Genomic DNA, 12467 nt, shown 5'->3' with positions numbered 1-12467 from the left:
CAATGGCCACAGGATGGTTGCTATACAATGGTTCATGGTACTACCTCAATAGTAATGGCTCAATGGCCACAGGATGGTTGCTATACAATGGCTCATGGTACTACCTCAACAGTAATGGCGATATGAAAGTTAGCCAATGGTTCCAAGTTAGTGGGAAATGGTACTATGTAGATGAATCAGGTATGCTTGCAGTCAATACAACAGTAAACGGCTATAGAGTCAATGCTAATGGTGAATTGCTAAACTAAATCTAACTGAATGAATCTTAATATTATTTTTTGATAGGATATTAAGGCTGAAAATAACTCCATAATCTCTAGCCAGATTTATTCTACTGGAGATTATGGAGTATTTTGTAATATAAGAGATAATGGAAGGATGAGCTAGTGACTCAACATTCTTATATAATAGATTGAATCTAGAGTAGTACATAGTTACTGATGAAAAATCAACTGTTAAAGTGCCTGCTGGCAAATAATTACCTAACACAGGTTCAGCATCAAGTGCAGCACTTGCTAGTCTTGGTCTAGTGGTGGCAACAAGTGGTTTTGCTTTGCTAGGAAGAAAGGCTAGACGTAGAAAATAGGATAGCTAGAAAATTCTATTCTCTACTTAAAGTTAGATTATAAGGGGGATTTGGAGAAATCATCAATCCTAGTGATGGGTGAGAAAAGTGAGAACCCAAGATAATCGCACACTTTAGCTGAAAAGGGATATTCTATCAATGTAACCAGTCTCTTCTGTCTCTAACTGTGGGACAGGAGATGGGTAATATCGAGTAGAAAAGCTAGCAGAATAGCTCTATTAAAGAGAGGAGGGAAACCGAAAAATTGGGTACCCCTCCTCTTTTTTGGTATAATAGAAGATAGAAAACGAGGTTAGAAGAGATGATTTTTGATACACATACACACTTGAATGTAGAAGAATTTGCAGGTCGTGAGGCAGAAGAAATTGCCTTGGCTGCTGAGATGGGTGTGACACAGATGAATATTGTTGGTTTTGATCAACCGACGATTGAGCGTGCCTTGGAGTTGGTAGATGAGTATGACCAGCTCTATGCGACTATCGGTTGGCATCCTACAGAAGCAGGGACTTACACGGAGGAAGTCGAGGCTTACTTGCTTGACAAGCTCAAGCATCCCAAGGTTGTGGCTTTAGGTGAAATTGGTTTGGATTATCATTGGATGACAGCGCCCAAAGAGGTGCAGGAGCAGGTTTTTCGCCGTCAGATTCAGCTATCTAAGGACTTGGATTTGCCTTTTGTTGTCCATACCCGTGATGCGCTGGAAGATACCTATGAGATTATCAAGAGCGAGGGAGTTGGCTCTCGAGGTGGTATCATGCATTCATTTTCAGGGACGCTTGAGTGGGCAGAGAAGTTTGTCGAGCTTGGTATGACCATTTCCTTCTCAGGAGTGGTGACTTTTAAGAAGGCAACTGACATCCAAGAAGCAGCTAAAGAGTTACCTTTGGATAAGCTTTTGGTGGAGACGGATGCGCCTTACTTGGCTCCTGTACCCAAGCGTGGCCGCGAAAACAAAACAGCCTATACTCGCTATGTGGTGGACTTTATTGCTGCCTTGCGTGGGATGACGGCAGAAGAGTTAGCGGCGGCAACGACTGCAAATGCAGAGCGAATTTTTGGATTGGACAGCAAGTAATGAAAGAAAAAATTTCCCAAGTCATCGTAGTTGAAGGTCGCGATGATACGGCCAATCTCAAACGTTACTTCGATGTAGAGACCTATGAGACACGAGGTTCTGCCATCAATGAGCAGGATTTAGAACGGATTCAGCGCCTACACCAACGTCATGGAGTCATTGTCTTTACAGACCCAGATTTTAATGGGGAGCGGATTCGTCGCATGATTATGACGACTATTCCAACAGTTCAGCATGCCTTTCTCAAGCGAGATGAAGCTGTTCCCAAGTCCAAGACCAAGGGGTGTTCTCTGGGAATTGAGCATGCCAGCTATGAAGACCTGAAAACGGCTCTAGCTCAGGTGACAGAACAATTTGAACATGAGAGTCAGTTTGACATTAGTCGTAGCGACTTGATTCGCCTTGGTTTTCTAGCAGGGGCAGACAGCCGTAAGCGCCGAGAATATCTGGGAGAGGCTCTCCGAATCGGCTATTCCAACGGCAAGCAACTCCTCAAACGCCTAGAGTTGTTTGGGGTCACCTTGGCAGAAGTGGAAGAAGCTATGAAATCTTATGAGTAGGAAAGATGTAGCTGTTACAATTTTTTAAGTTTCACAGTATTTTTCGAAGCAGGTAGAAGAGGAGGTGTCTGATGTTAATTGGTCAAAAAATTAAAGAGATTAGGATAGAAAAAGGAATTAGTCGTCCAGATTTTTGTGGAGATGAGCAAGAACTGACAGTTCGTCAACTGTCGCGAATTGAAAGTGGAGCTTCGCAACCGAGTTTGCCCAAGTTAGACTATATTGCTCGCCGGCTAGGAGTTCCAGCTTATAGCCTTATGCCAGATTTTTCAGCTCTTCCTTCTGCTTATTTAGAATTGAAATACCAGATTTTACGTGAACCAATCTATGGTAAAGAAGAGGAGTATGATAAGAAAGAAGCGTGTTTGGAAGAGATAGAGGATTTATTTTATGAGCAACTTCCTAATGAGGAAAAAGTATGGTTTGAAGCTACTAGAGCAACGATAGATGTTATTCGAAGCGGACGACCAGAATATGGGGAAACCGTACTGGACGATTATTTTAAAACAATTTATGATAAGGAATTGTTTTTGATAAATGAATTAGAAGTTATCAACTTATATTTTGCTATAGTGCTTACAAAGATAAAACAAGGTCAAAATCAGATTGAAGAAATTAACAGAATTCATTCGTTTTTAGTTCGTTTGACAAATCATGTAGAATTAATTGCACCAGAATATCTGTTTGCTTTAAGTAACACTTTGTTTTCGGGTCTAGCCTGTTTGGATAATTTGTCGTCTTATGATTCACTAGAATCTTATATCTTTAGCCTTAATCATATAATGGAAAAAACACAAGATTTCCAGAAGAAACCAATTATATTAATGTTGGAGTGGAAATTATCTCTAATAATAAACAATGATTATGTTTCTGCCGAACAGTTCTATCAGAAATCGAAGCTATTTGCTGATATAATAGAAAATTCTTATTTAGTTACTATGTTGGAGAAACAATGGCAAGAAGATTTAAAAAAATATTTATAAATATCGTGAAGCAATGACAAAAATGTCCTTGTTCTCGCATCAAAACAGCTCTAAAGTTCGTCTTTAGAGCTGTTTTTTTAGATATAAGCCAAAAATAATATGAAATAGTTAGATTTTAAGGACATTGATGTCCTTTGAGTTTATTTAAGAATAATTTATAATCAATTAAAACGTGAAAGGAGATTACAGTATGAACTTTTTTAGTTTATTTTATTTAGTTACTTGGTGGTTTAAATAAAATTTAGTTATGTCTACTTAGTCTCAAAAAATTTATTCATAACATATAATAAATACAACTTGATAGACTAAATTAGAAAAATAAGGAGAGGATACCATGAGGTGTTGCTTTGAAAAGGTCTATGATCCATGACTTAGTTTTACTTGAATAGAAAATAGACAATACATAATAAATATTTATGATATAATAAAAAATAGAGGAGTATCAATATGAAACAAACAGTTAAAAAATTAGCCCTTGTAGCGAGTCTTGCAGCAACATTAGGTGGAGGAGTAGCAGTAGTATCGGCCGCGGTTAAGTATCCAGGTGGTGGTGTCTGGACGTATGGTTCGGCTAACGGAGGTGCTTACTCAAACTACTATCACCCCTCAAAATACCATAGTTCAACAGTTTCTAGCAGATGGAATAGTTCATCTGATAAGGGATATGCTGATGCAGGAGGAACATCTCGAGCTTGGATTCGTACTGCGTGGGGCGAGCAAGTAAGCTTTTATTATGATTATTAAAAATTATACACGAGAAAGTAAAAACATTTCTGGGTGAGTTGATAACAATGCTTTACTTGGTCATCTCTCTAGCAGGTGACCAAGTAACTTTTTGGAGGAAATGATGAAACGTTTATTTATTTTGATTTCAATGGTATTGGTATCGCTTTATATGGTGATAAATTCCGTTGATCATCGAGAAGAGATTTTATTTGGTAACTATCCCTCTGTTGATGTGATGGGTACTGGGCTAGACCAATCAGTAGCTGATCGAGAAAAACTGACAGAGGCTTTGAGTCACTTGGCGGTAGAGTACAATAGTCTCATTGCTCGTCGAATCGTTGAGCCAAATGAAGCTGGAGAAACACGCTTTACCTATGCCACTTATGGTCAGGGAGAGCTTCCAGAAGGTTTGACCATTTCCTCCAAGGAGAGTGCAGAAACGAGTGATTTATTAGGGTCTTACTTGATTGTGTCAGGGAGTTTGGATGGAGTGAGCTTACAGACCGCCCTGCAAGAGCTTGGTTATAATGGTGTTGTCTCGAATAGAACAGAGGCATTTTCGATGGTCGTCCTCTTGTCTGCTACCCCAATGGGGCTACTGAGTCTAGCTATTTTTCTGCTGACTTTTATGAGTCTGACCCTGATTTATCGGATCAAGTCCCTTCGTCAGGCAGGGATTCGCTTAATCGCTGGTGAGAGCTTGTTTGGGGTGGCTCTCAGACCAGTGTTAGAAGATGTGAGACAGCTTATCTGCTCAGTGCTGGTATCCAGTCTTGTGGGATTGGGGCTTCTCTGGTATCAAGGTGCCTTGTTTATGGCAACGGTGCAACTTGTCATCATTGCTCTCCTACTTTATGGATTGACTTTGGCCGGGATTTCTACCTTACTAAGTGTCGTGTATCTACTCGGTTTACAGGAAAATAGTCTGGTGGATTTATTGAAAGGGAAACTCCCTCTCAAACGTATGATGACATTGATGATGGTGGGGCAACTCTTAGCTGTATTGGTGGTCGGATCGAGTGCGACAGCTCTCCTCCCCCACTACCGTGAAATGCAGGAGATGGAGAAGGCAAGCGATAAATGGAGCCAGTCCTCAGACCGTTACCGTCTATCCTTTGGTTGGTCTAGTGCATTTGCCGATGAAGAAGGAATGCGTAAGGATAATCGTGAGTGGCAGACATTTACTGAAGAACGGTTAGCCAATACAGACTCTTTTTATATCATGAGCAATGTTGACAATTTCTCAGATGGAGCAGAAGTGGACCTAGATGGCAATCGTCTCAGTGACTACACACCGTCAGGGAATGTTATCTATGTCTCACCGCGCTATCTGATAGAAGAAAAGATTACCGTTTCTTCAGAGTTTATGGATAAGATGCAAAACTTGTCTGAGGGAGAGTTTGGGCTGATCTTGCCTGAGAGCTTGCGAGAGCAGTCTGCCTACTATCAAAGATTATTTACAGATTACCTGCAAAGATTTTCATCTGAAAGTGTAGAGGCGACGAGTCAGAAACACTACCTTCCACAGTTAAGGCTAGCTTTTACAGAAACAGGACAGGAACGTTTCATCTATAATGATGGGTACAAGACAACACGTCAGTACCTAAAAGATCCGATTATTGTAGTTCTAACGCCGCAAGCGACTGGAACAAGACCTGTTGCAGGGATGTTGTGGGGAACTACGGCTAATAGTGCCTTGAAACTAGATCGATATGGAGACAGCATCACCGCTCTAAAAGAGCAAGGTCTGTATCACAAGGTCTCTTACTTGGTAAAAAGCCAGCTATTTTTTGCCAAGGTACTAAATGACAAACGGGTGGAGTTTTACTCTCTCCTTATTGGGACGATTTTGACCCTATCTACGGCTATCTTGTTATTTGATTCCATGAACCTTCTCTATTTTGAGCAGTTCAGACGGGAGCTTATGATTAAACGTCTTTCTGGTATGACAATCTATGAGCTTCATGGCAAGTATTTACTGGCGCAAGGAGGAGTTCTCTTGCTTGGCCTAATCCTATCTAGTGTTTTGACAGGAGATAGCTTGATTAGCGCTCTAGTTGTAGCTTTATTTACGCTTAACACTCTGTTGATTTTAGTAAGGCAGGACAAAAAAGAAGAAGCTGGTAGCATGGCAGTATTGAAAGGAAAATAAGATGATTGATATTCAAGGATTGGAAAAGAAATTTAATGACCGCGCGATTTTCTCTGGCTTAAATCTCAAGCTGGAGAAGGGCAAGGTCTATGCCTTAATCGGGAAGAGTGGGAGCGGAAAGACGACGCTGCTGAATATCTTGGGAAAGCTAGAAAAGATAGATGGTGGAAGGGTTCTCTATCAGGGGAAAGATTTAAAAACCATTCCCACTCGTGAGTATTTTCGAGACCAGATGGGCTATCTCTTTCAAAATTTTGGCCTCTTAGAAAACCAATCAATCAAAGAGAATTTGGATTTGGGCTTTGTTGGTCAGAAAATCTCAAAAGTAGAACGTTTGGAAAGGCAAGTGGAGGCTTTAGAAAAAGTTAATCTAGGATATTTGGATCTAGAACAAAAAATCTATACTTTATCTGGGGGAGAGGCTCAGCGAGTTGCCCTTGCGAAGACTATTTTGAAAAATCCACCCTTGATTTTGGCAGATGAACCAACAGCAGCTCTTGATCCTGAAAATTCAGAGGAGGTTATGAATCTCTTGGTGGGCTTGAAAGATGAAAATCGAATGATCATCATTGCGACCCATAATCCCCTAGTCTGGAATAAGGCCGATGAAATCATTGATATGAGGGAACTTGCTCATGTGTGAAAAAATCCGTATTCGCAGGGTATCTGATTATCCGAGTGCCAGAGGTGGTTTAGAAGACATCCTCATCATGGAAAATATGACCAATCATCTCCTTTTAGTTCAAATCCGAGTGAATGGCTATTTGCTTGATTTTGCTAGCATTGAAGGGCAAAGGCAAAAGCATTATCGTTTGAAAAATTTACCTCAAACGGTTGAACTGACAGTGGACGACGTGGAGGAGGATGTAGATTTGACCCTACCTGAAAATCGAAGTTATCAAGAAGCTGATTTTTTTGAACGTATGTTTCGAGAGAACCGCTAAGTCCCCTTTTAAAGATTTTCAAGACTATCTTTCTTCACGAGGAAAGATAGTTTTTTGGTATGATTTTCACCCCCAAAATACAAGGGGAATGTGTTACAATAGTAGTAACAGATAATAGAAAAGAGAATAGATGAGAATTGCAGATTATAGCGTGACCAAGGCAGTGCTGGAGCGTCACGGTTTTACCTTTAAAAAGTCCTTTGGGCAAAATTTCCTGACGGATACCAATATCCTTCAAAAGATTGTGGATACGGCTGAGATTGATGATCAAGTCAATGTTATCGAAATTGGGCCAGGGATTGGTGCCTTGACGGAGTTTCTGGCTGAGCGTGCAGCAGAGGTCATGGCATTTGAGATCGACCACCGTTTGGTACCGATTTTGGCAGATACCCTACGTGATTTTGACAATGTGACAGTGGTTAACGAGGACATTCTCAAGGTCGATTTGGCGCAGCATATCCAGAATTTTAAAAATCCTGACCTGCCAATCAAGGTAGTGGCTAATTTGCCTTACTACATCACAACGCCTATTCTCATGCACTTGATTGAAAGTGGCATTCCTTTTAGTGAGTTTGTGGTTATGATGCAGAAAGAAGTGGCGGACCGTATCTCCGCTCAGCCGAATACCAAGGCATATGGCAGTTTGTCAATTGCGGTTCAGTATTACATGACTGCCAAGGTTGCCTTTATCGTGCCTCGTACGGTATTTGTGCCAGCGCCAAATGTGGATTCGGCCATCTTGAAAATGGTGCGTCGTCCAGAGCCAGCCGTAGCAGTGGAAGACGAGAACTTATTCTTTAAGGTTTCCAAGGCTAGTTTCACTCATCGCCGCAAGACCTTGTGGAACAATTTGACAGGTTACTTTGGCAAGACCGAGGAAGTTAAGGACAAGCTGACCAAGGCCTTGGATCAAGCAGGCTTGTCACCATCTGTGCGTGGAGAAGCTCTCAGTTTGGCAGAGTTTGCCAGCCTAGCAGATGCACTTAAAGGGCAAGGACTCTAAGATGCAGGGACAAATCATTAAAGCTTTGGCTGGGTTCTACTATGTAGAGAGTGATGGTCAGGTCTATCAAACACGCGCGCGTGGAAATTTTCGTAAAAAAGGGCATACCCCTTACGTTGGGGACTGGGTCGATTTCTCTGCCGAGGAAAATTCAGAGGGTTACATTCTCAAAATTCACGAACGGAAAAACAGTCTGATCCGTCCGCCCATTGTCAATATTGACCAAGCTGTAGTAATCATGTCCGTCAAGGAACCTGATTTTAACAGCAATTTGCTGGATCGTTTCTTGGTTCTTTTGGAACACAAGGGCATCCATCCCATCGTCTATATTTCCAAAATGGATTTGTTGGAAGATGGGGGAGAACTGGATTTTTATAAACAGACTTATGGTGACATCGGCTATGACTTTGTGACCAGTAAAGAGGAACTCCTGCCTTTGTTAACAGATAAGATTACAGTCTTTATGGGGCAGACAGGTGTTGGTAAGTCAACCCTTCTCAATAAAATCGCACCAGACCTCAATCTTGAAACAGGAGAAATTTCAGACAGTCTGGGTCGCGGGCGCCACACTACTCGAGCAGTTAGTTTTTACAATCTTAATGGGGGTAAAATCGCAGATACACCAGGCTTTTCATCACTGGATTATGAAGTAACAACGGCTGAAGACCTCAATCAGGCTTTCCCAGAGATTGCTACTGTTAGTCGAGACTGCAAATTCCGCACTTGTACCCATACCCATGAGCCGTCTTGTGCAGTGAAACCAGCAGTTGAAGAGGGTGTCATTGCGTCCTTTCGTTTTGACAACTACCTGCAATTCCTCAGTGAGATTGAAAATCGCAGAGAAACCTATAAAAAAGTCAGCAAAAAAATTCCAAAATAAGGAGAAACCTATGTCTCAATACAAGATTGCTCCGTCAATTCTGGCAGCAGATTATGCCAACTTTGAACGTGAAATCAAACGCCTAGAAGCAACTGGGGCAGAATATGCCCATATCGATATTATGGACGGTCACTTTGTACCACAAATCAGTTTTGGTGCGGGTGTGGTCGAATCTCTTCGCCCTCATAGCAAGATGGTTTTCGATTGCCACTTGATGGTGTCAAACCCTGAGCATCATTTAGAGGACTTTGCGCGTGCAGGTGCGGATATTATCAGTATCCATGTGGAAGCAACGCCTCATATTCATGGTGCCCTCCAAAAGATTCGTTCACTCGGTGTCAAGCCTTCAGTCGTTATCAATCCTGGTACACCAGTTGAAGCGATTAAGCATGTGCTTCATCTAGTTGACCAAGTCCTAGTCATGACAGTTAACCCTGGATTTGGTGGGCAAGCCTTTCTACCAGAGACCATGGATAAGGTCCGTGAGTTGGTTGCTCTTCGTCAGGAAAAAGGTTTGAAATTTGAGATTGAAGTGGATGGTGGGATTGATGATAAAACGATTGCTCAAGCCAAAGAAGCTGGTGCGACCGTTTTTGTAGCAGGTTCCTATGTCTTTAAGGGAGATGTCAATGAGCGAGTACAAACTCTCAGAAAACAACTGGACTAGGGTTGCCGTTTTTGCAGGCGGAGACCGTGGTCATTATCGGACGGACTTTGATGGTTTTGTTGGTGTGGATCGGGGCTCGCTATGGGTCCTGGAAGAAAACCTTCCTATTGCTCTAGCGGTTGGGGATTTTGATTCTGTGACCGAAGAAGAGCGACAGGTGATTCAAAAACGTGCCCAGCATTTTGTTCAAGCCCGACCAGAAAAAGATGATACTGATTTGGAATTGGCTCTCTTGACTATCTTTGAGCAAAATCCTCAGGCTCAGGTCACTATTTTCGGTGCTTTGGGTGGTCGTATTGACCATATGCTGGCTAATGTCTTTCTGCCTAGTAATCCCAAGTTGGCGCCCTATATGCGCCAGATAGCGATTGAAGATGGACAAAACTTGATTGCCTATTGTCCAGAAGGGACCAGTCAGCTTGAACCCCGTTCAGACTATGACTACCTAGCCTTTATGCCAGTTCGGGATAGCCAGCTTACCATTCTCGGAGCCAAGTATGAGTTGACAGAGGAAAATTTTTTCTTTAAAAAAGTGTACGCTTCTAACGAATATATAGATAGGGAAGTTTCGGTGACTTGCCCAGATGGTTATGTGGTCGTGCTGCATAGCAAGGACAGGAGGTAGGATGGAAAGTTTACTTGTTCTATTATTGATTGCCAACCTAGCTGGACTCTTTCTGATTTGGCAAAGGCAGGATAAGCAGGAAAAACATCTAGCCAAGAGCTTGGAGGATCAGGCAGATCACTTGTCAGACCAGTTGGATTATCGCTTTGAACAAGCCAGACAAGCCAGCCAGTTAGACCAAAAAGATTTGGAAGTGGCTGTCAGCGACCGTTTGCAAGAAGTGCGGATTGAATTGCACCAAGGTCTGACTCAGATCCGTCAAGAAATGACAGATAATCTCCTCCAAACCAGAGACAAGACCGACCAACGTCTCCAAGCCTTGCAGGAATCCAATGAGCAACGTTTGGAACAAATGCGCCAAACGGTCGAGGAAAAACTAGAAAAGACCTTACAGACACGCTTGCAGGCTTCCTTTGAGACAGTTTCCAAGCAATTGGAGTCTGTCAATCGTGGTCTTGGAGAAATGCAGACAGTTGCCCGTGATGTCGGCGCCCTCAACAAGGTTCTCTCTGGAACCAAGACACGAGGGATTCTGGGAGAATTGCAACTGGGGCAAATTATTGAAGACATCATGACTCCTGCCCAGTACGAACGAGAATATGCAACGGTTGAAAACTCTAGTGAACGAGTGGAGTATGCCATCAAGTTGCCCGGACAAGGCGACCAGGAATACGTCTACCTACCAATTGACTCTAAGTTTCCACTGGCAGATTATTACCGTCTAGAAGAAGCCTATGAAGCAGGTGACAAGGACGAAATCGAACGCTGTCGTAAGTCGCTCCTAGCCAGCGTCAAACGCTTTGCAAAGGATATTAAGAGCAAGTACATAGCACCACCTCGGACGACCAATTTTGGAGTTTTGTTTGTCCCGACAGAAGGTCTCTACTCAGAAATTGTCCGCAATCCTGTCTTCTTTGATGATTTGAGGCGGGAAGAGCAGATTATTGTTGCAGGTCCAAGTACCCTATCAGCCCTTCTTAACTCCCTATCAGTTGGATTCAAAACTCTCAATATCCAAAAGAGTGCCGACCATATCAGTAAGACTCTTGCCAGTGTCAAGACCGAGTTTGGCAAGTTTGGTGGTATTCTGGTAAAGGCACAAAAACATCTCCAACATGCCTCTGGCAATATTGATGAATTATTAAACCGTCGTACCACAGCTATCGAGCGGACGCTCCGTCACATTGAGTTGTCAGAAGGTGAGCCTGCGCTTGATCTACTCCATTTCCAAGAAAATGAGGAAGAATATGAAGATTAGTCACATGAAAAAAGATGAGCTGTTTGAAGGTTTTTACTTAATCAAATCAGCTGACCTGAGGCAAACTCGAGCTGGGAAAAACTACCTAGCCTTTACCTTCCAAGATGATAGTGGCGAGATTGAGGGGAAGCTCTGGGATGCCCAACCTCATAACATTGATGCCTTTACCGCAGGTAGGGTTGTCTACATGAAAGGGCGCCGAGAAGTTTATAACAACACTCCACAGGTCAATCAAATCACTCTCCGCCTGCCGCAAGCTGGTGAACCCAATGACCCAGCTGATTTCAAGGTCAAGCCACCGGTTGATATCAAGGAAATTCGTGACTACATGTCGCAAATGATTTTCAAAATTGAAAATCCTGTCTGGCAACGGATTGTCCGAAATCTCTACACCAAGTATGATAAGGAATTCTACTCCTATCCAGCAGCGAAGACCAACCACCATGCCTTTGAAACAGGCTTGGCCTATCATACGGCGACCATGGTGCGCTTGGCAGATGCCATTAGCAATATTTATCCTCGGCTCAATAAGAGCCTGCTCTATGCGGGAATTATGCTACATGACTTGGCCAAAGTTATCGAGTTGACGGGACCAGAACAGACTGAGTATACAGTGCGAGGCAATCTTCTTGGACATATCGCTCTCATTGATAGTGAAATTACCAAGACAGTTATGGAGCTCGGCATTGATGATACCAAGGAAGAAGTCGTTTTGCTCCGCCACGTCATTCTCAGTCACCACGGCTTACTTGAGTATGGAAGTCCAGTCCGTCCACGCATTATGGAAGCAGAGATTATCCATATGATTGACAATCTGGATGCCAGCATGATGATGATGTCAACAGCTCTGGCTTTGGTGGATAAAGGAGAGATGACCAATAAAATCTTCGCTATGGACAATCGTTCCTTCTATAAACCAGGTTTAGATTTATAATTTAAGAAAAATGAACATTTTTTAGAATAAGAATGTTCGTTTTTTTCTGTGAATATGGTATAATCCCGACTTTA

At 42.5% G+C, this 12467-nt stretch carries 13 protein-coding genes and 2 pseudogenes; all 15 read left to right on the top strand.

The window, feature by feature from the left end:
* A pseudogene (locus HT699_RS09990) lies at positions 1-248 on the top strand (choline-binding protein); the annotation flags it as partial.
* Between the two features lie 203 nt (positions 249-451).
* Positions 452-586, top strand: a pseudogene (locus HT699_RS09985) (LPXTG cell wall anchor domain-containing protein); the annotation flags it as partial.
* A gap of 301 nt (positions 587-887) precedes the next feature.
* Positions 888-1661 (top strand): TatD family hydrolase, encoded by a 774-nt coding sequence (locus HT699_RS09980; protein ID WP_054393098.1) that lies wholly within the window; start codon positions 888-890, stop codon positions 1659-1661.
* Positions 1661-2221, top strand: a complete 561-nt coding sequence (gene rnmV / locus HT699_RS09975; RefSeq protein WP_172934328.1) for a ribonuclease M5 — start codon at positions 1661-1663, stop codon at positions 2219-2221. Before HT699_RS09980 ends, rnmV begins: the two co-directional genes overlap by 1 nt.
* Before the next feature lie 71 nt (positions 2222-2292).
* Complete coding sequence (locus tag HT699_RS09970; RefSeq protein WP_119947438.1) at positions 2293-3204, top strand: XRE family transcriptional regulator; 912 nt, start codon at positions 2293-2295, stop codon at positions 3202-3204.
* A gap of 447 nt (positions 3205-3651) precedes the next feature.
* Positions 3652-3948, top strand: coding sequence for a lactococcin 972 family bacteriocin (locus HT699_RS09965; protein ID WP_023936706.1), 297 nt, complete (start codon positions 3652-3654; stop codon positions 3946-3948).
* A 103-nt stretch (positions 3949-4051) separates the two neighbouring features.
* A complete protein-coding gene (locus HT699_RS09960; protein ID WP_172930513.1) occupies positions 4052-6082 on the top strand; it encodes a bacteriocin-associated integral membrane family protein in 2031 nt (676 codons plus the stop codon).
* Between the two features lies 1 nt (position 6083).
* Positions 6084-6725, top strand: a complete 642-nt coding sequence (locus tag HT699_RS09955) for an ABC transporter ATP-binding protein (RefSeq protein ID WP_000565529.1) — start codon at positions 6084-6086, stop codon at positions 6723-6725.
* Entirely contained in the window at positions 6718-7026 is a 309-nt protein-coding gene (locus HT699_RS09950) for a hypothetical protein (RefSeq protein ID WP_000333264.1), read from the top strand. The genes HT699_RS09955 and HT699_RS09950 overlap by 8 nt, the downstream gene beginning before the upstream one ends.
* A 130-nt stretch (positions 7027-7156) precedes the next feature.
* Positions 7157-8029, top strand: a complete 873-nt coding sequence (rsmA, locus tag HT699_RS09945) for a 16S rRNA (adenine(1518)-N(6)/adenine(1519)-N(6))-dimethyltransferase RsmA (RefSeq protein ID WP_138707080.1) — start codon at positions 7157-7159, stop codon at positions 8027-8029.
* A 1-nt stretch (position 8030) separates the two neighbouring features.
* A complete protein-coding gene (gene rsgA / locus HT699_RS09940; protein ID WP_138707079.1) occupies positions 8031-8909 on the top strand; it encodes a ribosome small subunit-dependent GTPase A in 879 nt (292 codons plus the stop codon).
* 10 nt (positions 8910-8919) lie between these two features.
* Complete coding sequence (gene rpe / locus HT699_RS09935; RefSeq protein WP_000085015.1) at positions 8920-9576, top strand: ribulose-phosphate 3-epimerase; 657 nt, start codon at positions 8920-8922, stop codon at positions 9574-9576.
* Positions 9539-10201 (top strand): thiamine diphosphokinase, encoded by a 663-nt coding sequence (locus HT699_RS09930; protein ID WP_138707078.1) that lies wholly within the window; start codon positions 9539-9541, stop codon positions 10199-10201. Before rpe ends, HT699_RS09930 begins: the two co-directional genes overlap by 38 nt.
* Position 10202: 1 nt before the next feature.
* Positions 10203-11459 carry a DNA recombination protein RmuC gene (locus tag HT699_RS09925; RefSeq protein WP_172930514.1) on the top strand — a complete coding sequence of 419 codons (1257 nt, stop codon included), beginning with the start codon at positions 10203-10205 and terminating at the stop codon, positions 11457-11459.
* On the top strand, positions 11449-12393 hold the full coding sequence (locus HT699_RS09920; protein ID WP_023933299.1) for a 3'-5' exoribonuclease YhaM family protein: 945 nt from the start codon (positions 11449-11451) through the stop codon (positions 12391-12393). The genes HT699_RS09925 and HT699_RS09920 overlap by 11 nt, the downstream gene beginning before the upstream one ends.
* Positions 12394-12467: the final 74 nt, after the last annotated feature.

The sequence above is a fragment of the Streptococcus sp. 1055 genome (genome assembly GCF_013276815.1).
GTDB lineage: Bacteria > Bacillota > Bacilli > Lactobacillales > Streptococcaceae > Streptococcus > Streptococcus pseudopneumoniae.
Note: the sequence above shows the minus strand (reverse complement) of the source record. Positions and strands in the feature narration are given on the sequence as shown.